Source organism: Streptomyces sp. NPDC025784, from assembly GCF_055558435.1.
Window position 1 is genome coordinate 260,158 of sequence record NZ_JBVHMN010000003.1, and the last position, 24,063, is coordinate 284,220.

A 24,063-nucleotide genomic window follows, 5' to 3' on the forward strand; every position below is an offset into this window, starting at 1 on the left:
CGTGAGCGGAGCCACGGGCGCCGGATCGACCGGTACGGAAACGGACGGCGGCCGTGGCCCCGCCACGGATGCGACTGACTCCCATGACTCTCATGTTTCCCAGGGGGGAACTGTGACCGACACCCGAGGCCCGCAGGCCCAGCAGTACGCGGGCGGCCAGCCGGCCCCGGCAGGGGCGCCCCCGGCGCCGGGCTCGCCGCTGCCCGGGGAGCGACAGCCCCAGCAGCCCGGCCAGCCCTATCACCCGCCGCAGGCCTACCCGGCCCAGACGCCTTCGGGCGCGGTGCGTCGGCCGCGTACGGGCGCCCGTACGACACCGCGGACGCGCAAGGCGCGGCTGCGGGTGGCCAAGGCCGACCCCTGGTCGGTGATGAAGGTCAGCTTCCTGCTCTCCATCGCGCTCGGCATCTGCACGATCGTGGCGTCGGCGGTGCTGTGGATGGTCATGGACGCGATGGGCGTCTTCTCGACCGTCGGCGGCACCATCTCCGAGGCGACCGGGTCGAACGAGTCCAACGGCTTCGACCTCCAGTCGTACCTGTCCCTCCCGCACGTCCTGATGTTCACGTCCGTCATCGCGGTCATCGACGTGGTCCTGGCGACCGCGCTGGCCACGCTCGGAGCGTTCATCTACAACCTCTCCGCGGGCTTCGTCGGCGGTGTCGAGCTGACGCTCGCCGAGGACGAGTGAACCCCCGTTCAAACGTCTCCCGACTATCGATTTTGGGACTGGCCGCGTCGTGCGCTAATCTTCAGAGGTCAGCGCGCGGGACACACACCGCAAAGCGCGGCGGGGCTATAGCTCAGTTGGTTAGAGCGCATCCCTGATAAGGATGAGGCCACAGGTTCAAATCCTGTTAGCCCCACCAGCACAAAGGCCCCCGGTCCACACGGACCGGGGGTCTTCTGCATCCACGGTCGCCGTCGACCGGCGGTCGGATCCTCCGGGCGCTCATGGCGCGCCGGGGGGAGGTGAACCGGGTCCCGGCCCGGTGCAGGGCGACGGGTTCCACGGGCCGGGCGATCGCGCTCCGAGCTCCCTTCACGCCGGGGCGTGCGCCGTGCAACCTTCCTCCGAGCTCACGAGTCTCCACGCTGTACTTCGTCCCGCACAGCGTGAAAGGCCTCCGTGCACCAGAAGAGTCTTGTAGCCGCCCGGACCGGTGGTGCCCTGTGCGCCGTCGTCCTCGGCAGCCTGCTGACCGCCGCCCCGCAGGCGGCAGCCGCCGACGTCACCTGCTCGACCGACGTCTACAAGCGGACGTTCTACAAGAACACCTCGTTCTCCGGCTCTCCGGTGAAGACCGACTGCGACAGCGAGATCAGCCAGAGCTGGTCCGGCAGCCCGGTCTCCGGAGTGCCGTCGAACGGCTTCGGCGTCCGCTGGTCGGTGACCCGTGACTTCGGCTCCGGCGGTCCCTTCACGTTCACCGCCTCCGCCACCGACGGCGTCCGCGTCCACCTGGACGGCGTCCGCAAGATCGACCTGTGGAAGGGCACCGGTGACACCGCCCGCTCCAAGAGCGTCAATCTCACCGTCCCCTCCGGCAAGCACACCCTCCGCGTCGACTACGTGAACTGGACCGGCGCCGCGAAGGTCAAGTACACGTACACCCCGCGGACCTCGGCCACGTACGACAAGACGAAGCCACTCGCCCCCACCGGCGTGAAGACCGCCTACAACACCAGCACCCGCAGGACGACCGTCTCCTGGTCCGCCAACAAGGAGATGGACCTGGCGGGTTACTCCCTCTACCGGCGGCCCGTCGGTTCCGGCACCTGGACGAAGGTCACCACGACCACCGCCCGCAGCCACACCGACCCGCTGGTCAACCCCGACGACCGCACGCCGTACTACTACGAGGTCCGCGCCAAGGACAAGGCGGGCAACACCTCGTCGGGCAGCACGGACACCATCGTCCGCCCCCTGCCCGTCGTCGCCTCCCTGACCGGCAGCTACGACAAGGCGACCGGCAACGTCACCCTGAAGTGGCCCCTCAACACCGAGGCGCACTTCGACCACTACACCGTCCTGAGCAACGACAAGGTGGACGGCTCCTACGTGTGGGTCCCGCTCGGCACGACCAAGGGCAGCACCTGGACCACCGGACCCGTCACGGCGGACGGCGAGACGCGCCACTACCGCGTCCTCGTCACCAACGACGGCGGCACCACCACGTACAACCCGCTCTGGCTCGACTCGACCGCCACCAACGAGCTCTGGCTGGACATCCCCGACGGCACAGCCCCCGCCTACGCCCCCGATCTGACCCTGGGGACCTGCGCGGGCGGCATCCAGGCGACGGCCGGCGACAGCACGCCTGCCCCGATCCGCGACTTCATCGGGTTGGAGGTCGAGCGTCGTGAAGCAGGGACGGACACCTGGTCGGTGGTCCTGCACAAGGGGTTCGACCCGCGCCTCGCCACCGCCACGGCCACCGTCTGCGACCCGCTGCCCGCCGACGGACGCAGCTACGACTACCGGGCCCGTACCTATGACGCGGCCGGGAACTACTCGCCGTCCAGCACGATCGAGACCGTGACCGTGCGGATCGGCTGACAGGCACGGGGGCCACACCCTTTGGGTGGGTCCACCGGTCCGAGGGCCCCCGACCGATGACGGTCGGGGGCCTTCTTCGTGTCGGTCACCCGCCTCGAGCACCGCGGACGGTGGTTCGTCAGCCGCCGTGCCGCAGTTCCGAGACGAGCGCCGCCACACCGTCCTCCAGAGCCAGCAGGCGGGTGTGCCGGCGGATGTGCGCGTACTTCGCCTCCGTCTCGCGGTCGTCCGCGACGGGGTACGCCTCGCCCGGCCGCGGCGTACGCCGCGGTGCGTGACGGAACAGGTGCGCGTTCCTGGGGGAGATCGGCCAGGACATCACCTCGCCCCCGGCCACCAGGTGCAGGACCTCCCAGCCGGCGCCGTCGCCGTCGTCCGGCACGGGGGTGACGACGGCGCTCGCCGGGTGCAGCGCCGCGAGCCAGGCGAGGAGATGCGCCCGCTCCCGGTCCAGGCCGTCGCTCAGTCGCTCGTACGCGTCGGCGTGCCGCTGCCAGCGCGTCACCTCGTGGTGGGAGGTGTGCGGGCCGGCCGCGTCCAGGACGTCCGACGGGTGCCGTACGGGGGTACCGGCCGCATCGGGATACGGGTCGGGGCGGCCGCGCCGCAGGACGGTGTCGAGGAGACCGTGGAAGCAGCCGGGGGCGCGATGGGATCTCCGTGGGCCGGACCGTGCCGCTGCGGCCCAGGTCGCCTCCGGCGCGTACTCGGGATCCCACGAAGGGGGCGGGGGCGTGCGGGAAGGGGACATGAGGTGCTCCAGAGTGCGGTCCGGGAGGCGGACCAGGGGCCTCGACGGGGAGGCGCCCGAAGGGGGTCGGCCGGGCCGGGGCGGGTGGTCCCCGCGGTGTCCGAGACGCTCCCCGGCCCGGCCCGTGCGGATCAGGCGGAGGCGGGCGTGGAGGAAGGAACGGGGGAAGGCGCGGGGAAAGGGGCAGGCACAGTGGCCGGGGTGGTGCCGGGCGCTGCCGGGCCGCCGTGGCCGCCGCGCGCCGGACCGTCGGTGGATCGCACCGTCGACCCCGTGCGCCGGTAGAGGCGGGCGTCGCGGGCATTGGCGGCCCGGCACGCCTCGTCGGCCGGCTCGCCCCTGCGCACGTGCCGCTGGTAGGCCGCGCGTGTTCCGCAGGGCGCGGGCTCCCCAGGCGAGCGGCCGGCTTCGACCGGCCGCGCGGCGACCGTCGCGGGCTGCCGGGCCCGGGCGCGGCGCTTCTCCAGTTCGTAGCGCTGGGAGCCGGTCAGGCCCGCGACGATGCCGGCCCGGTCGCACCGGGACAGGCCGGCCTCACGGCGCAGCACGGCGGCACGGCACTCCGGAAGCACCTGGCACGCGTTGCACAGGGCCGTGGCCGTCTCACGCGTCCGGCCGGAGAACCACAGTTCGGGGTCCTCGTCGCGGCACGCGGCGCGCAACTCCCAGCCCGGAACGCCATGGTCCTCGACCGGGCGCGGTGCGGCCGACTTCATCCGCGGTCCTTCTGCGCGGGTGCCGGCGGCCCTTTCACGGACCGGGAGACGGCCTGCGGCCGGGGCACGGGAGCTGTCGCCGTGGGCACTCATCGCGCGCGCCCGCGCCGCGTCATCGGCACGGCCACGGGGTCGCGCACGGCCGGGCCCGTGCGGCTGCGCCCGCCGGCCGCGTCGGGGACGGGGCTCCGCACCGGCTCCCGGGAAGGTGACAACGGGCCCATGTACGCGGCCACATTGGCGAGCGAGCACCGCTCGGGACGCCCGTCCACCGACAGCAGCGGCATGCCGTCGTCGGTGCTCCAGCCCTGGAAGTACCAGACGTTGCCGTGCGCGTCGCGCTGAGGCACCGCCAGGTCGTACCTCAGGCCCTCGAACTCGAACGGCCCGGTTGGTGGCGTGCCTTGTGCGTCGTGCGGTGTCCGGCGCGGCCGGTGCGCCAGCACCGAGATCCGCACCCCTTCGTACCGGCACTCGCCCGTCACCGCGTGCGGCAGGAGCCGCTCGGTGGTGTGGGGGATGCCGAAGTGCGCGCGCCACCGCTTCCATTGGTCCCGGTCGACGACATGCAGCACGACGCGCACCCGGTCGCCGTCCGCCCGGACGCTGTGGAAGTCCTGGTGCCGGCCGATGTGCTGCTCGATGGCGGCCGCGAGGCGGCGGGCGTGCGCGCAGGACGCGTCCCAGGCGTGTGCACGGCGTTCCAGGGCCGTCAGGCCGCGGAGCCCGCACGACCAGCCGCCGGCCGGGGTGCGGTGCAGCACGATGCCGTAGGACCGTTCAGGATCGACCAGCAGGTGCTCGCCGTCGAGGGCGTGGGCCGCCGCGGCGACCGGATCCAGGCCACCGGCCGCCAGGGCCGCACGGATCACCCGGACGGCATGGGGGAGGTTTCGGTTCACGCCGCGTTCGCCTCCGTCGACGTCCACACCTTTCGTAACGCGCGGAAGGTCAGCCCTCTGACCACACCGACGCTGCGGCCCATCGTGCGTGCCGTCTCCGCGGGGGACATGCCGCCGAGGAAGCGGAGCTCCAGGCACCGTCGCTGATGAGGGCCGAGGGTGTTCAGCGCGTTCCGTACGGTGTCGCACGCCTCGACCGCCTCCAGCACGCGCAGGGCGGAGGATTCGGCGCTCCGGTCGGACCCGTCGACGTGCGCGGGTTCGGGGACCAGGGTCTCCAGTCGGGTGCGGCTCGTCCGCACCTCGTCGAGGTGCAGGTTCCTGGCGATGGTGAGAAGCCAGGCGGCGAACGTGACGCCCTGCCAGGTGAAGGCGCCGATGCGGCGCAGGGCCCGTGCGAAGACCTCCTGGGTGAGGTCCTCGGCGAGGTGCCGGTTCCGTGTCCGCAGGAGCAGGTAGCGGTACACGGATCTCCAGTGTTCCTCGTACAGCGCGGCGAAGGCCGCGCGGTCGCCGGCACGGGCCCGTGCGACGCATTCGGGCTCCGCCGCTTCCGGCGGCCTGGTCTCAGATGTGATCTGTGGGGACACGGCTGGTGCGCTCCTATGTCACAGAGGTTCGTGGATTCGGCGTATGGCTCCGCGGGCCGGAACGAGAAGTACTCAATCTTCGTGTAGATGTAGATTCATGTGACGTGAGTGAGGGGTAGTGCGAGATGCGTGATCCGCCTGTCGCCGCGCGGCGGCTGGGGCGACGGGGGCTCACGTGACCGATGCGATCTGCAGTATTCATGTAGATGTAGATTCCGTCAAGAGCGTGAGGCCCGCGCGAACTGGCTACGAGGGGTGTGGGGCGTGCGGTGGTGCGTGAACAGGGTGGAGTGCTCCGTGCTCCGAGAAAGCCGGATGTCAATCTGCGATCTACTTGCGCATGTGGATGTTGTTGGTCGATGCTCGGGAACGTGACCAAGCAGCCTCATCAACCCGGCGAACCCGGCTCCGGCGAGGGTGTCGCCCACGGGGGTGAGGACCTTGCCGCACTGCTGGAACGTCTCCTTGCTCAGGTGCCGGACAGGACGCAGAAGGATCTGGCCGAGCAGGCCGGCATCTCGTATCCCACGCTCAACGCGTGGATGAATCGGACCCGTGGAACGTCCCGTATCGATCCCGAGAAGCTCCGCGCGATGGTGGAAGTGTTCCGTCGTTGGGGCGTGAAGACCACGCCGCGGGAATTCTTCGCGACTGTCGGCCGACCGGTTCCCGGCCCCAGTGGGGACGAGCGGGAGGCCCAACTGCTGAAGCTCTACCGGCAACTGCCCGAGTCCAGGCAGCGCGCCCTGGTCAAGAACGCCGAGGCGATGCTCCAGCTCAGTCGCGTCATCTGAAAGTGGCTCACGTCTGAAGGTCGTTCACGGTCTGCGAGTCGTTCAGGTCTGAGACCGACTCGTCGTGCGCAGGCCGTCCGTCGCCTGAAGGTCGTATGCCGTCCGCGGGCCGTATGCCGTCCGCGGGTCGTTCGTCGTTGGAAGGGCCTGCGTCGGCCGGTGGGCCCGGACGCATCCGTGGGAAGTCCTGGAGGTGGTCCGGTGCACGGCCTTGCCGATGAGGCGTTCCGATCGTGGTGCGACCGTGTTCTCCACGGTGCGGACATCCGGGCGGAACACTTCTACGGCTCTGGCATGGCTTGGACGCGTGAGTACGAACGGAGGGCCGCTGGCCTCCCGGAGCGGGATCACTTTATGCCTGGGGTCATTCCCTGGGGAGGTAGTTGTGTGCATCCTGATCTGCGTGGCGGACGATCTGCCGAAAATCGCCGTCTGGGACCCTGACGAGGTCAGCATCCTCGTGGCGAGAGGCAGCGAGACCGGCGAACTGCTGCGGGAAGTGCAGGAGATCCTCACGATCGACCTCGGTGCGCCTGCCACTGCCGACGCGGCACTTCTCTGCTTCTGCGGCACACGAGTGGAACTGCCCGGCGAACTCGCATTTCTCGGTGCGGTCGAGGCGCCTGACACCCGCTGACACGCAGAGCAGCCGATGCCCGTCACTGTGTACCGGTGTGGCAGCCGACCATGGAGGTGGAGCCGGCCGTGTCGACGTGGTCGGTGGCGGCCGTGGAGTCGGTCAGCGCGTTCATGAAGGCAGTCGTGTCCGTGGAGGGGCGATGACGGCATGCGGGGGAAGAGCCGTGTGCCTCGGCGCGGATGCGCTGCTTCATCGTCGGCGGAAGCCCTCTGTCGGCTGACGAGGTCGGCGACCAGCCCCAGGGCGGCAGCTCCGGGAGCGTCGCGGCCGGGACGCTGGTGTTGCGCTCGGGCTCGGGCTGGGGTACCGCCGCGGCGGCGGTCGTGGTGACGAGGCCGAGTGTCGTGCACAGGGCGAGGAAGGCGGTGACGATGGCGGTCCACAGTTTCATGACCTGGTTCCTGGCCATGTTCCCTCACTTTCGGGTTGGGCGATTTGCGTACTTTCCTCATGATGTGTATGGGGCCCTCGAAGTGGTGGACCCACGCTCGTGGCGCGTCGATCTTCCGATGAACACCCACTCGGATGGGTGCATGAGAGCTGCAAAGTGGAGGAGAAGGGCTTAGAGGGGACAAAATCACCGTCCGTGGAGGCGTGCTCACCCTCTGGTCGCAGCGGATCGAGTGACTTCTACTGCGCTGTCCCGGCCGCGAGTTGGGGGGCCGACGCAGGTCACCGATCGATATCGGTCGGTGTGTATAGTCGGGCGCCAGAGGTCCCCTACGTCAACGAAAGACGAGGTCGCGCGGTGAAGAAGCTTCTCCTGGTCGCACTGGCCGCCATCGGCGGGCTCCTCGTGTACCGCCAGATCCAGGCGGATCGCGCCGAGCAGGATCTGTGGACGGAGGCGACTGACTCCGTGCCCACGGGTTCGTGAGTATCGACAACAGTCTCAGAGCAGACCCCGGCCGCCCTCGCGGTCGGGGTTTTGTGTTCTCCGCGGGCGTTTGTGGCGCCGCCGGTTCTCCACGGCACACGAGTCGGTTCTCCACGGCCCACGAAGAGACGACCGACGGCCTGCGTGGGGGCGGCGCACCGCGCGACGAGGACCGTGCGCATCTTGGGCGTACGCGCCGTTTCGGCCGCTTGTGCGGATAGCGCGGGTGGTGCGGTGGCGGGCGGGGCAGGATGGGCCCACGATTCCGGGGCCTTGACGAGGGGTGGCGCGTGATGGGGCGGCGCACGGTGTGGTGGCTCGGCCGGGCGCTGCCGGCTGCCGGAGCCGCGCTGGTCGCGGTGCTCGTGCCGACCTGGCAGACCGGCACGGCCGACGCGGCCGGCACGCAGCCGGTCGGGGGCGACCGCGGTGGCACGCGCCCGATCGTGGCGGACGCGGGCACGATGCGCACGGTCGGCGCCGACGGGGGTGGCGCGCGTACGGCGCTTACGGCCAGGGATGCCGTGGCCGACGCGGAACCGACGCCGTACGCCTTCGCCGAGGACGTCACGAGTGTCGACGGCGCCACCGGTACCACGGGCGCCGCACGACTGGAGCCGGGCAAGCCCTACCGGAGCTCCATCGGCAAGGACGGCAAGCTCTACTACCGCCTGGTGCTCGACGACGTGTCCAGCGCCTACGTCTCCGCCACCGCCGTCCCCAGGCCGGGTACGAGCATCTCCTACTCCGACGGCATCAAGGTGTCCGTGCAGGACGGCAACAGCCGCAACTGCTCCTTCTCCGGGACGGCGCACTTCGGCGCCACGCAGAGCTCCCACCCGATCGCCGCCTGGGCGACCCGGGAGACGAGCGGTCGTCCGTACGCGTGCCGGACGGCGGGGACGTACTACGTGGTCGTCGAACGCAGCGGCACGGCCGGGTCCTCGTCCGGCGTCTGGGACCTGGAACTCGACTACGTCTCGGAGCCGGGCCTGCGGAAGGCCGGCTCGACGACCGCCCCGGAGACCTGGAACTCCGCCCCACCGGAACCCCTCACGGGCGACCCCCGGCGCCGCCGCGGTGGCGCCGGGTTCAGCACCGCGACGTCGTTGCGCCAGGGCATCTGGCAGGACGGGATCAGCCCCGGGCAGACGCTGTTCTACAAGGTGCCGCTCGACTGGGGACAACAGTTGTACGCCACCGCCGAGCTGGGCAGTTCGGACCGGGGCGAGGGCTCGGTGGGCACCGCGCTCGTCATGTCCCTCTACAACCCCGTGCGCGGCTTCGTGGACGACGTCGGCTCCGGATACGACGGCGGGCAGCGGTCCGCCGCGCTCGAACCGCTGCCCGCGGTCGCCTACGAGAACCGGTACGCCCTCAGCGACCGGGTGAGTGGCATGCGGTTCGCGGGCTCCTACTACCTCGTCGTCCATCTCGCCGCTCAGGTCGCCGACCGCTTCGGCGACGGGCCGCTGGGGCTGACGCTGAGCGTGCGCAGGTACGGTGCCGTGCGGGCCGGGCCGTCGTACGCGGGGCGACCCGAACCCCGCGACGCGTTCGACGTCCCGGCGGACGACTCCGACGACCAGGCCGACGACGGGGCCGACGCCGACGGCTCGGTGGGCGGTGCGAGTCCCGGGGGCGGCGGCAGTGACCGGGCCGACGGCACGGGCGCCGGCAGCGACGGCTCCACGATGAGGGTGGTCGCCGCGGGCGGGATCGGCACGGGGAGCCTGCTGATGCTGATCCTCGGGGTGTGGACGGTGCTCGCGCGGCGGCGGTCCGTTCCCGCACCCGAGGACGCGGACACGGCCTCGGCCGCGGTGCCGGCGCCTTGGGAACGCGGGGCGGCGCCGAGGAGTTGGTAGCGCCGTCCTGGTTCGGATCGTCCTGGTCCAGATCTGCCTGTTCAGATGCCTGTTCAGATCTGCGTGAGCGCCCAGAAGCCCACGGCGAAGCAGGCCAGCGCGATGAGGAACATCGGGACGGCCACCTTGGCGGGCGGTCCGGGACGTGGCCGGGCCCGCCTCGCACGATGCACCGGAACCCGTCGCGCCTGAGGCGGAACCTGCGGGGACCGAGCGGTGTATGAAGCAGTAGAGGCGTACGCGGGCTGGTGCATCGTGGCGGCGGGAGCCGCGGGCCGCTGGGGGGAGGGCACGTGCGTGGGCGTTGGAGTGGGCGCGGCGGTGGGCGTGGGGGTCGGCGTCGGTTCGAAGGCCGGGGGATGCAGGGGAGCGGGCACGGGCGGTACGACCGGGGCGGGTGGAGCGAGCGGCTGGGCCTTGTGCCATGCCTGCTGGGCCTGTGTCTGGGACAGTGCCTGATCCTGCGGGCGGGGCGGCTGCTGTGGGACCTGCCGGGCGTCCCGCTCGGGCTGCCGCCGGGCCTCTCCTGCGGCGAGGCCCGGCCGCGGCGGAGGCAGATGGAAACTGCCGGTGTCCGACATCGAGGCCGGCAGCGGAGGGACGGCGCCGGCCGCGGACCGAGACGGGCCATCGGGGGATGGGGCCACGGACTCCGGGCCCGCGGCAGCGAAGGCGGACTCCGTGCCTACGGCGCGGGGCGCGGGCTCCGGGGCCACAGTCCGGGAGGCGGACTCCGGACGCGTGGAGCCGGGCACGGACTTCGGTCCCGCCGTGCCGGGCACGGGCTCCTGCCCCGAGGTATGGGGTGTGGGGTCCGGCTCGACGGTGCCGGACAGGGACGGCCGCTGTCCGTTGCGAAGCGCGGCCGCCGGATGCCCTTCGCCGAGAAGGGAGTTCGGCTGCGCACCGCGCGGTGTGGAATCCGGTGGCACGGCGCTGTGGGCGGCCTCGTCCTCCGCGTCACCGGCACGGACGGCAGGCCGTATGCGATCGGCGCGCGGCTCGGCACTCGCGTACCCGGTACGAGATCCCGTCCGCCCGCTCTCGGAAACACCGCCCCCGTACGAGCCGTCCTCGTACCCGCTGTCTCCGTGAGCGGTGCTGTCGGACGCGGTGTCCTCGGACGCGGTGTCCTCGGACGTGGCGTCCTCGGGCAGGGGACCGGAGGCGCGGGACCGGGACACGGCCGGCGCGGTCTTGAGGGGGCCCTTGGGGCCGAACCCTTCGGGGAGCGGCCCGAGTTGGTCGAACACCTCGATCAACTCGTCGTCGGGACCGGGCTCGGGCAGCAGCTCGGCGGCCGAGGCGAGCGCCTTGCGCGCTCCCGTCGCGGTGCGGAACCGCGCGTGCGGGTCGGGCTGCACCAGCGTGGCCACGACCTGCCACAGCGGCTCGGGTATGCCCCGCGGGGCGGACGGCGTGCCGTGCGCGGCGAAGTACTCGATCAGCGCCTTGGCGTCGGGCTTGGCGCCCTCCAGCAGATACAGGGCGACCAGACCCGCGGCGAACAGATCGGCGGGGAAGTCGGGTTCGGCGCCCAGCATCTGCTCGGGCGCGAAGTAACCCGGGGTCCCCACCACGTAGTTCGTCTCCGTCAGCCGTGGCTCGCCGAGGCGCATCGCGATGCCGAAGTCCGACAGCCGCAGTCGCGGACGGGCCGTGCCGGTCGCCTCGAGCAGCACGTTGGCGGGCTTGATGTCGCGGTGGATGACGCCTTCCGCGTGCACGGCGGCGAGGCCCGCGAGCAGCTGGTCGAGCAGGACGCAGACGAAGGGGGCGGGCAGGGGGCCGTAGTCATTGACCAGGTGGACCAGGGAGCCACCCGCGACGAGGTCCATGGTGAACAGGACCTTGTCGTCGTCGGCGGCCCAGCTGGCGGGAGCCAGCACATGCGGATGATCGATCCGCAGCGCCTGCTCCCGCACGAAGCGGAGCAAGGCGTGCGCGTCGCTCTGCTGCAACACCTTGGCGGCCACGTACCGACGGCGGCGGTGGTCCCAGGCGCGCCAGACCGCACCGACTCCCCCGCGGCCGATCGGGTCGACCAGTTCGTACCGGCCGGCGAAGACCTCACCCATGGTCGTGTGTCGCTCCCCTTCGGCGGTCGGTCAGGAGACCTCTCCCGAGATGCCCGGCCGCCCGAGTCGGGCAGCTGGAGAAGATGAGGGTCTCCAGCTGCCGTGCGTTCGGCGGCAGGGTGTTCGGCGGCCGGGCGGTCGGCTCAGCTCTGGTGCGACTGGTAGTGCGCGACCGCGTCGGAGGTACGGCCGGCGCCGTACACCCGGAGGAACTCTGCCAGTTCCGGGTGGGTCGGGGCGAGGGTGTCCGCCGCGTCGATGATGTCCCCGGCCGCGGCCACCGAGCGCAGCAGCGACTGGATCTCGCGCACCACGCGCTTCACCGTCGGCGCGCCCGAACTGCTCGTCGACTGCGTGGTGTTGCTGAGCACCGATCCCCCCTGGGACTTCTTGATCTCGTCCATGCGCTCGGTCGCCTCGGCGGCGCTGACGCTGCCGTCCGCGACCTGCCCCGCCAGGTCCTGCAGAAGCTGCACGCGCTGGACGACCGCCGGATTGCCGATCTTGGCTCGCTGACCGCTCATCAGCTGCGACAGCATGGGCGCCGACAGGCCCAGCACCCCGGCCAGGCGCGCCTGGTTGAGCCCAAGATCCTCGATGAGCCTACGGAAGAGCGCCCCCAACGGCTCCCCGTACCAGTTCCGCTGCAGCTCCCGGGCTCTTGCGGTTGCTTCCTGCTGTGCGGCGTCCATTGCGTCTCCCCATCGCTTCCCCAAATACCGCGGTTCGCTGTAGCGAACCACGTCGAGCATCTTACGGAGAGTGGTCGTCCACGGGGACCCCCAATCTTTTTGCGAGATCCCGGGGGTGACCCGGTACTCTGGTCTGCGGCGCCCGTCGACAGGTGGTTCCTGTGGTCGGACGTTCCTCTTCCGGGGCCTTAGCTCAGTTGGTAGAGCGCTGTCTTTGCATGGCAGATGTCAGGGGTTCGACTCCCCTAGGCTCCACATCTCGGACCGGCCAGACGCCTTTCTCGGCGGCTGGCCGGTTTTTCTCTGTCCCATTTTGGTCCGGGTGCGAACCGGCGGTGAGGCCTTCCTCGGGCGCCTGAGGGACCGGTGGTGCGCCTCACGCGGCAGCGATGGTGACGTGTGTCACACAGAACCCTTTGCAATCGTTGCTTCTTCTTTGCGCAAATGCAGGCGACTGTGTGACCCCGGCGCCTGTCGCGGGAGTGCGTGCTCCGGCTCGGTTGTCGAGGCGTGTCGATGCCGGCGCCTTGCGTGAGCTGGCGTGAAGGTATGCGGGTAGTCGTATCAACGCATTCTGTTAACAACATCTGCACGGATATTGCACATGCCGGTCGTTGCAAACGTCATCACGGGCCGACTCAGTAAACGGGGAGCGGGCGGCCATGGGTCGGGGAGAGCGCCCCGTGGCGGGCGATGTACCTGCGTTCCACGTGAAACATCGCCGTGGGGCAGGAGAACTGAGAAGTCTCCTGCCCCACGGCGATGTTGAGAGCGGTCGGTCAGCGGCGGTCGTCGCGCTCCGCGGCCCGCTCCTCGGCCTCCTTGGCCTGAACCTCGGGGTCCAGATCGGACCGGCCGCTGCCGTCGACCGCCGTCAGGCGTCCGCCTTCGGGTACTTCGGTCGCGGCGGGCGGCTCGACCAGCCAGTCGGGGTTGGCCTGCTTGTCCCACCACTTCCAGGCGGCGAAAGCGCCGGCCGCGAGGACTCCCGCGATCACCAGTCCCTTGGCGAGGCGGCCGACCCTCGCCCGCCGCTCGTGCTTGCGGACCAGCTTCTCGATCTCCTTCGGCGAGACCTGGCCGCGCAGCGCGGCGATGGCCGCGATGCTCCGTGCCGCGGCCTCTTCCCGGACGGGCTGGGACGCGGCGATCGCCTGTTCGATCCGCGGCCTGGAATAGTCGGCGGCCTGCCGGGCCGCGATACGGGTGCGGACGGCGGCCTCATGCGCGGCCTGGTCCACCTTCGGCGGCACATGGGTGCGGGCTTGTTCCAGGCGCGGCGCGAGATGGGCGTCGTACTGCACACGGGCCTGTTCGGCGGCTTGCGAAACCTTCGGTGCGAGCCGTACGCGCGCCTCGTGCGCATAGTACGAAGCCTTGTCCTTGGCCGTGTCGGCGTAGGGCGCCACCACTTCCGCGGCGTGCAGCACGCTGTCCTTCGCCGAGCCGGTCGCGGCGCGCACGCTGTCGATGCGGGTCACGGGTTTCCTCCTCCTCGGTGGCGTACGTCGGGGGTCTGAGGTGCCCCCAATGACACACAGTTCACCTTTCCACCCTTATCGGGATCATGCCCGCCCGCGAGGTCCGGGGCATGTGAAGACGGGCATCCGGGTCACGGGTACTGACTCCGGGTGACTCGGAGCAAGATCCGCGCGGGTGTCGATCACGTGAGATAGCGGATGAATACGGGGCAACAGGAGCTTGTCGTCGACAATGCCACGGATCGTCGTGCCGTGCTCCTGTCCCGGAGGGACTCGACCGTTTTTCTGTTCGTGTCACACGCGGACCTTCGCTCGGAGGTGAGGAACGGGTGACCGGCAACGGGAGCGTGAAACCCCTTGAAAGAGTGGTGACAGGGGACGGGCAGGGCTGTCCGTGCGAGGATCGGGGGGTCAAGAGAAGGCAACGGAAGGCAGATCGTGGCTGAGCAGCTGTACGCCACCCTGAAGACCAACCAAGGCGACATCGAAGTCCGGCTCCTGCCGAACCACGCCCCCAAGACGGTCCGGAACTTCGTGGAACTCGCGAAGGGCGAGCGTGAGTGGGTCAACCCGACGACGGGTGCGAAGTCCACGGACAAGCTCTACGACGGCACGGTCTTCCACCGGGTGATCAGCGGATTCATGATCCAGGGCGGTGACCCCCTGGGCAACGGCACCGGCGGCCCCGGCTACCAGTTCGAGGACGAGTTCCACCCCGACCTGGCCTTCGACAAGCCGTACCTGCTGGCCATGGCCAACGCCGGGCCGGGCACGAACGGCTCGCAGTTCTTCATCACCGTCTCCCCGACGGCGTGGCTGACCCGCAAGCACACCATCTTCGGCGAGGTCGCCGACGCGGCGAGCCAGAAGGTCGTGGACGCCATCGCGAGCACTCAGACCAACCCGCGCACCGACCGCCCCGTCAACGACGTCGTCATCGAGTCGGTCGTCGTCGAGACCCGCTGAGGCTGAGCCGAGCGGGTTCGCACCGCCGAGTCCGAAGGATCCTGCAGGGAACCAAACGCCCCGTTCATCCGTAAGGATGGACGGGGCGGTGCGTTGCGCACACAGACCCTGTTCGCCGCGCGTGAGCCCGCCGTACGGAGATTGAGGGGAACCCATGGACCAGGCGCCAGGCAGCCCGCAGGACCCGCGGGACCAGGGACCGCAGAACGCGCAGAGCCTGCCGACCTGCTACCGGCATCCGGACCGTGAGACGGGTATCCGCTGCACCCGCTGCGAGCGCGCCATCTGCCCCGAGTGCATGGTCAGCGCCTCTGTCGGCTTCCAGTGCCCCGAGTGCGTGCGCACCGGTTCCGGCACCGGCCACTCCCCGGCGGCCAACCAGCCCCGCACCCTCGCCGGCGGCAGAGTCGCCTCCGACCCCCGGCTCGTCACCAAGATCCTCATCGGGGTGAACCTGGCCGCCTACGTGGCGCAGCAGGTGCTGGGCGACAGCTTCACCGACCGCTTCTACCTCTTCGGGCAGGCCCAGCTCGACGGCCGTATCCAGGGTGTCGCCGAAGGCCAGTGGTACCGGATGCTGACGTCGATGTTCCTGCACGCGAGCATCGTCCACATCCTGTTCAACATGCTCAGCCTGTGGTGGATCGGCGGCCCGCTCGAAGCGTTCCTCGGCCGCGCCCGCTACCTCACCCTCTATCTGCTCTCGGGTCTCGCGGGCAGTGCGCTGACCTACCTCGTCGCCGCCACCAACTCGCCCTCGCTCGGTGCCTCCGGCGCGATCTTCGGCCTCTTCGGAGCGACGGCGGTGCTGATGCGCCGGCTCAACTACGACATGCGGCCGGTCATCGCCCTGCTGGCGATCAACATGGTCTTCACCTTCAGCCCGGCGTTCAACATCGCCTGGGAGGCACACGTCGGGGGACTCATCGGAGGCGTCGTCGTCGGATACGCGATGGTGCACGCGCCGCGCGAGCACCGGAACGCCATCCAGTACGGCGTCTGCGCCGTCGTCCTCGCCGTGGTCGTGGTCCTGACGCTGGTCAGGACCGCTCAGCTCACCTGAGGGTCCTTCCGGCCCACTGAGCGCGTGTCCGGCTCGACCGGGAGGCGATGTTGTCCACAGATCGTGGCGGATCTTGTGCACGCTGTGCGGGAACAACTGTGCCCCCTGTCACTGACCAGAGTTTTCGCAGGTCAGGCAGGGGGCGAACAGATTTGCGGATCGCGGTAGGTCAGTCACACCGGCGTCAACCCCGGATGAGTTATCCACAGATCGTCGTTCTTTTTCCACCTGTGGAAAACGGCTGTGGATAACTCATTGGATAGCCGTGGGCAGAGCTACTTCCACTGTGTGGAGACGCCGAATCCCGCCGCGATGAAGCCGAAGCCGACCACGATGTTCCAGTTGTCCAGGGCGTCCACCGGCAGCGAGCCGTCCGTCACGTAGAAGACGACGATCCAGGCGAGGCCGATGAGGAACATGGCCAGCATGACGGGCGCGACCCAGGCGCGGCTGGTCAGCTTGAGGTTGGTCGCCTGCTTCGCCGGGGGCGGCGTGTAGTCGGCCTTCTTGCGGATACGTGACTTCGGCACGAGGGTCTCTCCTGTCGATGCGCTGCGTGGCCGCGCAGGGAACTGGGGCGGGCTCCGGGGCAGCGTACAAGGGGACACTGAGCGCTCCCCCGGGCGTCCGTTAGCGTAGTGCTTCCGCGGCGCCTAAGGAGATAAGGGTACGTTGAGCAATTCTGCCGACTCCCCAGGGACGGGTACGAGTCCTGCCGGTACGCGCCGTTTCCGGCCCGTACGCGTGCTCACGGCTGCCGTCTTCGCTCTCGCCGGCCTGATCTTCTTCACCAGTTTCAACACGGCCAAGGGCACCAACATCCGCTCGGACACCTCCCTGCTGAAGCTCTCCGACCTGATTCAGGAGCGCAGCCACAAGAACGCGTCGCTCGACGACTCCAACGGTGCGCTGCGCGACGAGGTGGACGGGCTCGCCGGACGAGAGGACGGCAGCAGCAAGGCGGAGGACGCCAAGCTCGCCGCTCTGGAGGAGAACGCCGGCACCCAGAAGCTCAGGGGGAAGGCCGTCACGGTCACCCTCAACGACGCCCCGCCGAACGCCACGGCCAAGCTGCCGGGCTATCCCGAACCCCAGCCCGACTACCTGGTCATCCACCAGCAGGACCTCCAGGCCGTCGTGAACGCGCTGTGGCAGGGTGGCGCCAAGGGCATCAAGGTCATGGACCAGCGGCTGATCTCCACGAGCGCCGTGCGGTGTGTCGGCAACACCCTGATCCTCCAGGGCCGGGTCTACTCGCCCCCGTACAAGATCACCGCGGTCGGCGATCCCGAGAAGCTCAAGAACGCGCTCGCCGCCTCCCCGGCGATCCAGAACTACATGGTCTACGTCAACGTCTACGGGCTCGGCTGGAAAGTGGTCGAGGACGGGACGGTGACTCTTCCTGGCTACTCGGGCACAGTGGATCTCCACTACGCGAAGCCTGTGGAGTAGTACGCCGAGCCTGTGGAGCAGCTGCCGCTGGGGGGCCTTTGTGTCGGTGCGGGTGGTCGTCCGGACGGTCAGCGAACTGTGCATCACCGTCGGCACGCTGATCGTGCTCTTCGTGGTCTACGTGCTGTTCTGGACCGGGGTGAAGGCCGACAACGCGATGGATCACCAGATCGACGAGTTGCAGAAGCAGTGGTCGAAGGGTGCCGTCGCGCGGGGGACCCAGGCCCCGTCGGGCGCTCGGGCGACCGCGAGCCCGAAGCCACCCGGCCCGTACACGTACGGCAAGCCGTTCGCGGTGATGTACATCCCGCGGCTCGGTTTCACGTGGAACAAGCCCCTGCTCGAAGGCACCGCCACGGACGTCCTGAAGAAGGGGCTCGGCCACTACCGGGGTACGGCCCAGCTCGGGCAGACGGGCAACTTCGCCGTGGCCGGCCACCGGCGCACCTACGGGGATCCCTTCAAGGATTTTCCCGAGTTGCGCCGCGGTGACGCGGTGGTGCTGACCGACGGGACGACGTGGTTCACGTATCGGATCGACAAAGGCCCCTACAAAACTCTGCCCTCGGACATTGAGGTGATCGACCCTGTCCCACGTAAGTCGGGGTATACGCGGCTGGGCCGCTATCTCACGCTGACCACGTGCGACCCGGAGTGGGGACACAGCCACCGGCTGATCGTCTGGGCGCACCTCGACTCCACGCAGCCTGTGGAGGCTGGGAAACCGCAGGCTCTACGCCGTTAGTCTGGTGCAGTACGGCAGGAGTCCGATGGTGCGAGTGGCGACTCCGGTGCCGTGGTGCGACGGAAGGGACGGCATGTACGGCTGGATCTGGCGGCATCTGCCGGGGAACGTATGGGTGAGGGCACTGATCTCGCTCGTACTCGTGCTCGCGATGGTCTACGTGCTCTTCCAGTACGTCTTCCCGTGGGCGGAGCCGCTGCTTCCCTTCAACGATGTGACGGTGGACAACCAGTGACCACGCGGATTCTCGTCGTCGACAACTACGACAGCTTCGTCTTCAACCTGGTCCAGTACCTGTACCAGTTGGGCGCCGAGTGCGAGGTGCTCCGCAACGACGAGGTGTCGACCACGCACGCCCAGGACGGCTTCGACGGCGTGCTCCTGTCACCCGGTCCGGGCGCCCCCGAACAGGCCGGCGTCTGCATCGACATGGTCCGGCACTGCGCCGCGACCGGAGTGCCCGTCTTCGGCGTCTGCCTCGGCATGCAGTCGATGCAGGTGGCGTACGGCGGTGTGGTGGACCGTGCGCCCGAGCTGCTGCACGGCAAGACCTCGCTCGTCGAGCACCACGGCAAGGGTGTCTTCGCGGGCCTGCCGTCCCCGTTCACCGCCACGCGCTACCACTCGCTGGCCGCCGAGCCGGAGACCGTCCCGGCCGAGCTGGAAGTCACCGCCCGCACCCACGACGGCATCGTCATGGGCCTCAGACACCGCGAACTTCCCGTCGAGGGCGTGCAGTTCCACCCCGAGTCGGTGCTGACCGAGCACGGCCACCGGATGCTCGCCAACTGGCTGGAGGAGTGCGGCGACAAGGTGGCCGTGGCGAGGTCGGCGGGGCTCGCCCCGGTGGTGGGCAGGGCCACGGCGTGACCGCACTGCGCCCCGAGCGCGACAGCTCCCCCTACGGCGGCGAGGCCGCGTACGGGGGCGCTGACGCGTTCGAGGGCGCGGGGGGCTTCGAGGCGGCCGTCGACCGGCTCGCCGACCCGTTGACGGACCCCCTGCCGGGACAGCCGCGAACGGAGCAGCCCGTGGCCGCGGGACGCCAGGAAGGCTGGTACGAACCGGAGGGGTACGCGCGCGACCGGTACCCGGGACAGGACCGGCCCCAGCCCCAGCCGCCGGCACAGACGCCGCCGCGGCACGCGGCACAGGCGCAGCAGCAGTCGTACGAGGAGACGTACGCCCCGTCGTACGAGAAGCCCGCGGCCGTCCCGTACGAACAACCGGCCGCCGTCCCGTACGAGGACCCCGGCACGGCGCCGTACGGCCAACCGGTCGCCCCCGTGCTGCCGTTGGACGACGAGACGGTGGCGCTGCGCATCCCGGACGCGCCGGAGAAGTCCCGAATAGGCGAGAGCGCCACACCCGCCCCGGGGGGCCGCGCGGCGCGGCGCAAGGCCGCCCGGCGCCATGGGCGGCACGGAGGCGCCCAGGAGGCCTCGGAGGGCCTGGAATCGGCGGAGAAGGGCGCTGAGGCCCCTCTGAGCCGGTTGGAGGCCCGGCGCGCGGCACGGGCGCGCAAGCCCAGTGCGGGTGTCGTCGTGAGCCGGGTGATCGGCGAGGTGTTCATCACCACCGGTGTGCTGATGCTGCTGTTCGTGACCTACCAGCTGTGGTGGTCCAACGTGCGGGCGCACCAGCAGGCGGGCAGCGCCGCGCACCACCTCCAGGAGGACTGGGCCAAGGGCAAGCGGAACCCGGGGAGCTTCTCGCCGGGCCAGGGCTTCGCCATCCTGCACATCCCCAAGCTGGACGTGGTCGCGCCGATCGCGGAGGGCATCAGCAAGACGAAGGTGCTCGACCGCGGGATGGTGGGCCATTACGGCGAGGGCGACACCAGGACCGCGATGCCGGACGCGAAGAGCGGGAACTTCGGGCTGGCGGGGCACCGCAACACGCACGGCGAGCCGTTCCGCTACATCAACCGGCTCAAGCCCGGGGACGAGATCGTGGTCGAGACGCAGGACGACTACTACGTCTACGAGATGACCTCGATCCTCCCGGTGACGCCGCCGAGCAACACGAGCGTTCTCGACCCGATCCCCCGGGGTTCGACTTTCACCAAGCCGGGCCGTTACATCACACTGACCACCTGCACGCCGGAGTTCACCAGCAAGTACCGGATGATCGTCTGGGGCAAGATGGTCGAGGACCGCCCGCGCAGCAAGGGCAAACCGGACGCGCTCGTCGGCTGAGAGCGCGCGGGCGCTCGACGATGTGCGCACGTGGGTGCGTGAGCACCCGAGACAACCTGAGACAGACCAGACGGGGCAGATGCACAGTGGCAGCGAGGACCGACCACGACGAGCGTGCCGGATCGCAGACCGGTTCGGCGGCCCATGACCACGCGGGCGGGCCGAGGCGCCGCGGCGGCCGCATCGCGATGGCGGTCAGCGTCTTCGGCGAACTCCTCATCACCGCGGGTCTGGTGCTCGGGCTGTTCGTCGTCTACTCCCTGTGGTGGACGAACGTCGTCGCCGACCGCGAGGCGCACAAGCAGGGCGACAAGGTGCGTGACAACTGGGCGCAGGACAAGGGCGGTCCGGGTGCTCTGGACACCAAGGCCGGCATCGGCTTCCTGCACGTCCCGTCCATGAAGAACGGCGAGGTGCTCGTCGAGAAGGGCACCTCGACCAAGGTCCTCAACGACGGTGTCGCCGGCTACTACACGGACCCGGTCAAGTCGTCGCTGCCGATGACGGGCAAGGACGGCAACTTCACCCTCGCCGCCCACCGGGACGGCCACGGCGCCAAGTTCCACAACATCGACAAGGTCAGGAAGGGCGACGTGATCGTCTTCGAGACCAAGGACAAGTGGTACGTCTACAAGGCGTACGCCATTCTCCCGGAGACCTCGAAGTTCAACGTCAAGGTCCTCCAGTCGGTCCCCGAGCAGTCCGGCAAGAAGAAGCCCGGCCAGTACATCACCCTGACGACCTGCACTCCCGTCTACACGTCCCGCTACCGCTACGTGGTCTGGGGCGAGCTGGAGCGCGTGGAGAAGGTCGACAGCGACCGGACGCCGCCGAAGGAACTCCGCTGACCTGAATGTGTGTCCCTGTTCCCGAGGGACACACGACAAGAACCGGGCCCGAAGTCGCATTTCCCCTACGCGACTCCGGGCCCGGTCTTTTACTGCGGGCAATTCATTTTGTTCAGCCATTCAACGACTGAACCGTGCCGTTCAGCTGGTGAGGTTGTTCTTGAATCCGCTGAACTTGTCGCCGCTCTTGATGAGGGAGACGCGCACGCCGACCTTGATGTTCTCCGGGACCTTGTCCGAGAAGCACTTGTACGCGTGAGAACCGCCACCCTGGGTGGTGTGGAGCTCGGCGATGGTCTCGTACGTGCTCATCCGGAAAAGGTGGATCTCGACGTTGTAGCCGTCCTTCTGGTTGTCGTACACCGTCAGACAGTCGCCGTCGTGGCCGAACGCTCCCTGGCCACCCGGGTCCCAGTCGGTGGTGTAGACCCAGCCGCTGTTGGTGCCGGCCGAGGCCGTACCCGTCGCGAGGAACGTGAGAGAACAGGCGGCACCGAGTACCGCCAAAATGCGCTTCTTGATTTTTCTACCCCCGAATCGGTCCGGGCGGACACTTTCCCGCCCGCTCCGGACATTACCAATTCATGAGAAGTTGATCAACATTCGCCTATTGCTTCCGCGAGTGACGCGCGACACGTGGCGCGGCTGTGCGGAAATCACGGCAGGCGATGAGGAAAACACGGCAGGCGGTGCGGAAATCTCGGCAGGTGGTGCGGAAACAGAGAAGGGCCCCGGTACTCGATTCGAGTACCGGGGCCCTTCTCACCGATCGTGGGACGTCACTTCCTGGCGTGGAACCCGGTCCCGGTCGTTCAACCGGTGACGCCGCCGAAGATGCCGCCGTTGTCGCCGCCCTGGTTGTTGCCGTTCTGGCCCACCGTGGTCAGGTTGACCGCGGTGCCCTGGGCGAGCTGGGTGCCCGCCTGCGGGTCGGAGGCCACCACGAGGGCGTTGTCGTCCTGGGCACCGTTGATGTTTCCGACGCTCAGCCCGGCGTCCTGGAGCGCCTTCCTGGCGTCCTTGAGCCGCTGGCCCGCCAGCGGCGGCACCGTGGCCTGCTGCTGCTCCTTGGCCTTGCCGATCTGGATCGACACCTTGGAATTCGGGTCGGCTTGGGTGCCGGCCGCCGGCGTGGTCTGGATGACCTTGCCGACCAGGTTCGGGTCGTCCGTCTCGACGTCGGTGCACTCGCCGACCAGGTTGTTGGCCGTCATCTGCGCCTTGGCCTCGTCGCAGGTCTTGCCGGCCACGTCCGGGACGGAGGACTGCTTCTTCTCCTTGGCGACGGTGAGGGTGATCGTCGATCCCTTCTGCACCTCTTCGCCGAGCTTCGGGTCCTGCGCCAGTACGGTGTTCGGCTCCTCGGAGGACTCCTGGAACTTCGTCTTCACCTCGAACTGGTACTGGTCGTCCTCAAGGGTCGCCTTGGCCTCGCTCAGCTTGTCGCCGACGACGCTCGGGACCGCGACCTTGGGCGCTCCGGTCGACACCACCACATTGATGGTGTCGCCCTTCTTCACCGTCGTCCCCGGGACCGGATCCTGGGAGCAGATGTTGCCCTTGGGTTCGTTCTCGCAGGTCTTCCTGGTCTCCGAGAGCGTCAGGTCGCGGTTCTTGGCCATGCGCTTGGCGTCGTTCAGTGTCTGGCTCACGAAGTTCGGGGCCTTGAACGAGTCGTTGCCCGTCCCGCCGCCGCCGAACGCCCACTTGCCGATCAGGATCGCGCCGATGAGGACGAGGACACCCGCGACGACCAGAAGGATCGTCGAGGTGTTGTTCTTCTTCTGGCGACGGCGGTCCGGGCGGTCGTCGTAGCCGTAGCCGCCGTCGTCCGGGTTCGTCGGGGGCAGCATGGACGTGGCCTGGGCGTCCGTGGAGCGCAGAGCCGTCGTCGGCTGGTCGTCGGGGTAGCCGCCGTAGCCGACGGAGCCCATGGCCGCGGTGGCCCCGACGGGCTGGCCGTCGAGGCAGGCCTCGATGTCGGCGCGCATCTCGTCCGCGGACTGGTAGCGGTAGTCCGGGTCCTTGACGAGCGCCTTCAGCACGATCGCGTCCATCTCGGGCGTGATCTCGGGGTCGAAGACGCTCGGCGGCTGCGCCTCCTCCCGCACGTGCTGGTACGCGACCGCGACCGGGGAGTCGCCGACGAAGGGCGGCCGGACGGTCAGCAGCTCGTACAGCAGACAGCCGGTGGAGTACAGGTCGGAGCGGGCGTCGACCTGCTCGCCCTTGGCCTGCTCCGGAGAGAGGTACTGAGCGGTGCCGATGACCGCCGCGGTCTGCGTCATCGTCATGCCGGCGTCGCCCATGGCGCGGGCGATGCCGAAGTCCATCACCTTGACCTGACCGTTGCGCGTCAGCATGACGTTCGCCGGCTTGATGTCGCGGTGGACGATGCCGTTGCGGTGCGAGTACTCGAGGGCCTGGAGGATGCCGATGGTCATCTCCATGGCCCGCTCGGGCAGTAGCTTGCGCCCGGAGTGCAGCAGCTCGCGCAGCGTGGACCCGTCGACGTACTCCATCACGATGTACGGGATGGAGGTGCCGTCGATGTAGTCCTCACCCGTGTCGTACACGGCGACGATCGCGGGATGGTTGAGCGAGGCGGCCGACTGGGCCTCCCGGCGGAACCGGGCCTGGAACGACGGGTCGCGCGCGAGGTCCGCCCGCAGCGTCTTCACCGCCACGGTGCGGCCGAGCCGGGTGTCATGCGCGAGGTAGACCTCCGCCATGCCACCACGGCCGAGCACCTGGCCCAGCTCGTACCGGCCGCCGAGGCGACGCGGCTCTTCCATAGCTACCTACCAGCCCTCTCCGTCGGTCCCGACCGCACAAGCGTGCG

General features: G+C 69.4%; 25 protein-coding genes and 2 tRNA genes. 16 read left to right on the forward strand and 11 right to left on the reverse strand.

Going from position 1 to position 24,063, the window contains the following annotated elements; translation table 11 throughout:
* Nucleotide 1: 1 nt before the first annotated feature.
* The 3 genes from ACZ4IF_RS10695 to ACZ4IF_RS10705 all read left to right on the forward strand — a co-directional run bounded on the left by ACZ4IF_RS10695 (nt 2) and on the right by ACZ4IF_RS10705 (nt 2,560).
* Nucleotides 2-691 carry a DUF3566 domain-containing protein gene (locus ACZ4IF_RS10695; protein WP_359489011.1) on the forward strand — a complete coding sequence of 230 codons (690 nt, stop codon included), beginning with the start codon at nt 2-4 and terminating at the stop codon, nt 689-691.
* A 101-nt stretch (nt 692-792) separates the two neighbouring features.
* Nucleotides 793-869: transfer RNA gene (locus tag ACZ4IF_RS10700), tRNA-Ile, on the forward strand.
* A 260-nt stretch (nt 870-1,129) separates the two neighbouring features.
* Complete coding sequence (locus ACZ4IF_RS10705) at nt 1,130-2,560, forward strand: PA14 domain-containing protein (RefSeq protein ID WP_467561456.1); 1,431 nt, start codon at nt 1,130-1,132, stop codon at nt 2,558-2,560.
* Between the two features lie 118 nt (nt 2,561-2,678).
* Here the strand turns inward: ACZ4IF_RS10705 and ACZ4IF_RS10710 are convergent, their stop codons facing one another.
* From ACZ4IF_RS10710 to ACZ4IF_RS10725, 4 genes are all read right to left on the reverse strand, one after another.
* Complete coding sequence (locus ACZ4IF_RS10710; protein ID WP_467561458.1) at nt 2,679-3,311, reverse strand: hypothetical protein; 633 nt, start codon at nt 3,309-3,311, stop codon at nt 2,679-2,681.
* Between the two features lie 131 nt (nt 3,312-3,442).
* Nucleotides 3,443-4,027 carry a WhiB family transcriptional regulator gene (locus ACZ4IF_RS10715; RefSeq protein WP_467561460.1) on the reverse strand — a complete coding sequence of 195 codons (585 nt, stop codon included), beginning with the start codon at nt 4,025-4,027 and terminating at the stop codon, nt 3,443-3,445.
* An 89-nt stretch (nt 4,028-4,116) separates the two neighbouring features.
* Nucleotides 4,117-4,929: a BN159_2729 family protein gene (locus tag ACZ4IF_RS10720; protein ID WP_467561462.1), complete on the reverse strand. Its 813-nt coding sequence runs from the start codon at nt 4,927-4,929 to the stop codon at nt 4,117-4,119.
* The gene (locus tag ACZ4IF_RS10725) at nt 4,926-5,519 is read right to left on the reverse strand and encodes an RNA polymerase sigma factor (protein WP_467561464.1); all 594 of its coding nucleotides are present in this window, start codon (nt 5,517-5,519) and stop codon (nt 4,926-4,928) included. The genes ACZ4IF_RS10720 and ACZ4IF_RS10725 overlap by 4 nt, the downstream gene beginning before the upstream one ends.
* 371 nt (nt 5,520-5,890) lie before the next feature.
* Here ACZ4IF_RS10725 and ACZ4IF_RS10730 point away from each other — a divergent pair, with 371 nt between their 5' ends.
* Nucleotides 5,891-6,313, forward strand: coding sequence for a helix-turn-helix domain-containing protein (locus ACZ4IF_RS10730; protein WP_028799379.1), 423 nt, complete (start codon nt 5,891-5,893; stop codon nt 6,311-6,313).
* A gap of 403 nt (nt 6,314-6,716) precedes the next feature.
* Entirely contained in the window at nt 6,717-6,950 is a 234-nt protein-coding gene (locus ACZ4IF_RS10735) for a hypothetical protein (protein WP_467561467.1), read from the forward strand.
* Nucleotides 6,951-6,972: 22 nt separating this feature from the next.
* On the opposite strand, the gene ACZ4IF_RS10740 is transcribed toward ACZ4IF_RS10735, so the two are convergent.
* Nucleotides 6,973-7,362, reverse strand: a complete 390-nt coding sequence (locus ACZ4IF_RS10740; protein ID WP_467561469.1) for a DUF6344 domain-containing protein — start codon at nt 7,360-7,362, stop codon at nt 6,973-6,975.
* A 339-nt stretch (nt 7,363-7,701) separates the two neighbouring features.
* Between ACZ4IF_RS10740 and ACZ4IF_RS10745 the strand changes: the two genes are divergently transcribed.
* Together ACZ4IF_RS10745 and ACZ4IF_RS10750 are read left to right on the forward strand one after the other, a co-directional pair.
* A complete protein-coding gene (locus ACZ4IF_RS10745; protein WP_003999697.1) occupies nt 7,702-7,830 on the forward strand; it encodes a DLW-39 family protein in 129 nt (42 codons plus the stop codon).
* Nucleotides 7,831-8,123: 293 nt separating this feature from the next.
* Nucleotides 8,124-9,698 (forward strand): hypothetical protein, encoded by a 1,575-nt coding sequence (locus ACZ4IF_RS10750; protein WP_467561471.1) that lies wholly within the window; start codon nt 8,124-8,126, stop codon nt 9,696-9,698.
* A 53-nt stretch (nt 9,699-9,751) separates the two neighbouring features.
* Here ACZ4IF_RS10750 and ACZ4IF_RS10755 read toward each other — a convergent pair whose 3' ends face one another.
* Together ACZ4IF_RS10755 and ACZ4IF_RS10760 are read right to left on the reverse strand one after the other, a co-directional pair.
* On the reverse strand, nt 9,752-11,776 hold the full coding sequence (locus tag ACZ4IF_RS10755) for a serine/threonine-protein kinase (RefSeq protein WP_467561473.1): 2,025 nt from the start codon (nt 11,774-11,776) through the stop codon (nt 9,752-9,754).
* A 143-nt stretch (nt 11,777-11,919) separates the two neighbouring features.
* Entirely contained in the window at nt 11,920-12,468 is a 549-nt protein-coding gene (locus tag ACZ4IF_RS10760) for a helix-turn-helix domain-containing protein (RefSeq protein WP_028799374.1), read from the reverse strand.
* 182 nt (nt 12,469-12,650) lie between these two features.
* On the opposite strand from ACZ4IF_RS10760, the gene ACZ4IF_RS10765 reads away from it, so the two are divergent.
* Nucleotides 12,651-12,723 (forward strand) — tRNA-Ala (locus ACZ4IF_RS10765).
* A 524-nt stretch (nt 12,724-13,247) separates the two neighbouring features.
* On the opposite strand, the gene ACZ4IF_RS10770 is transcribed toward ACZ4IF_RS10765, so the two are convergent.
* Nucleotides 13,248-13,949 (reverse strand): DUF5324 family protein, encoded by a 702-nt coding sequence (locus ACZ4IF_RS10770; protein ID WP_095935460.1) that lies wholly within the window; start codon nt 13,947-13,949, stop codon nt 13,248-13,250.
* Between the two features lie 438 nt (nt 13,950-14,387).
* Between ACZ4IF_RS10770 and ACZ4IF_RS10775 the strand changes: the two genes are divergently transcribed.
* Together ACZ4IF_RS10775 and ACZ4IF_RS10780 are read left to right on the forward strand one after the other, a co-directional pair.
* Complete coding sequence (locus tag ACZ4IF_RS10775) at nt 14,388-14,915, forward strand: peptidylprolyl isomerase (RefSeq protein WP_359489033.1); 528 nt, start codon at nt 14,388-14,390, stop codon at nt 14,913-14,915.
* Nucleotides 14,916-15,069: 154 nt separating this feature from the next.
* Entirely contained in the window at nt 15,070-15,978 is a 909-nt protein-coding gene (locus ACZ4IF_RS10780) for a rhomboid family intramembrane serine protease (RefSeq protein WP_467561476.1), read from the forward strand.
* A 275-nt stretch (nt 15,979-16,253) separates the two neighbouring features.
* Here the strand turns inward: ACZ4IF_RS10780 and crgA are convergent, their stop codons facing one another.
* The gene (gene crgA / locus ACZ4IF_RS10785) at nt 16,254-16,508 is read right to left on the reverse strand and encodes a cell division protein CrgA (protein WP_028799370.1); all 255 of its coding nucleotides are present in this window, start codon (nt 16,506-16,508) and stop codon (nt 16,254-16,256) included.
* Nucleotides 16,509-16,650: 142 nt separating this feature from the next.
* Here crgA and ACZ4IF_RS10790 point away from each other — a divergent pair, with 142 nt between their 5' ends.
* The 6 genes from ACZ4IF_RS10790 to ACZ4IF_RS10815 all read left to right on the forward strand — a co-directional run bounded on the left by ACZ4IF_RS10790 (nt 16,651) and on the right by ACZ4IF_RS10815 (nt 21,221).
* Nucleotides 16,651-17,430: a DUF881 domain-containing protein gene (locus ACZ4IF_RS10790; protein ID WP_467561478.1), complete on the forward strand. Its 780-nt coding sequence runs from the start codon at nt 16,651-16,653 to the stop codon at nt 17,428-17,430.
* Nucleotides 17,431-17,476: 46 nt separating this feature from the next.
* Nucleotides 17,477-18,175: a class E sortase gene (locus tag ACZ4IF_RS10795; RefSeq protein WP_467561775.1), complete on the forward strand. Its 699-nt coding sequence runs from the start codon at nt 17,477-17,479 to the stop codon at nt 18,173-18,175.
* Nucleotides 18,176-18,200: 25 nt separating this feature from the next.
* Nucleotides 18,201-18,410 carry a hypothetical protein gene (locus ACZ4IF_RS10800; RefSeq protein WP_095935464.1) on the forward strand — a complete coding sequence of 70 codons (210 nt, stop codon included), beginning with the start codon at nt 18,201-18,203 and terminating at the stop codon, nt 18,408-18,410.
* Complete coding sequence (locus ACZ4IF_RS10805; protein WP_467561480.1) at nt 18,407-19,045, forward strand: aminodeoxychorismate/anthranilate synthase component II; 639 nt, start codon at nt 18,407-18,409, stop codon at nt 19,043-19,045. The genes ACZ4IF_RS10800 and ACZ4IF_RS10805 overlap by 4 nt, the downstream gene beginning before the upstream one ends.
* The gene (locus ACZ4IF_RS10810; protein ID WP_467561482.1) at nt 19,042-20,373 is read left to right on the forward strand and encodes a class E sortase; all 1,332 of its coding nucleotides are present in this window, start codon (nt 19,042-19,044) and stop codon (nt 20,371-20,373) included. Before ACZ4IF_RS10805 ends, ACZ4IF_RS10810 begins: the two co-directional genes overlap by 4 nt.
* Before the next feature lie 86 nt (nt 20,374-20,459).
* Nucleotides 20,460-21,221: a class E sortase gene (locus ACZ4IF_RS10815; protein ID WP_467561484.1), complete on the forward strand. Its 762-nt coding sequence runs from the start codon at nt 20,460-20,462 to the stop codon at nt 21,219-21,221.
* A 141-nt stretch (nt 21,222-21,362) separates the two neighbouring features.
* On the opposite strand, the gene ACZ4IF_RS10820 is transcribed toward ACZ4IF_RS10815, so the two are convergent.
* Nucleotides 21,363-21,728, reverse strand: coding sequence for a hypothetical protein (locus ACZ4IF_RS10820; protein WP_095935468.1), 366 nt, complete (start codon nt 21,726-21,728; stop codon nt 21,363-21,365).
* Nucleotides 21,729-22,033: 305 nt separating this feature from the next.
* Complete coding sequence (gene pknB, locus ACZ4IF_RS10825; RefSeq protein WP_467561486.1) at nt 22,034-24,016, reverse strand: Stk1 family PASTA domain-containing Ser/Thr kinase; 1,983 nt, start codon at nt 24,014-24,016, stop codon at nt 22,034-22,036.
* Nucleotides 24,017-24,063: the final 47 nt, after the last annotated feature.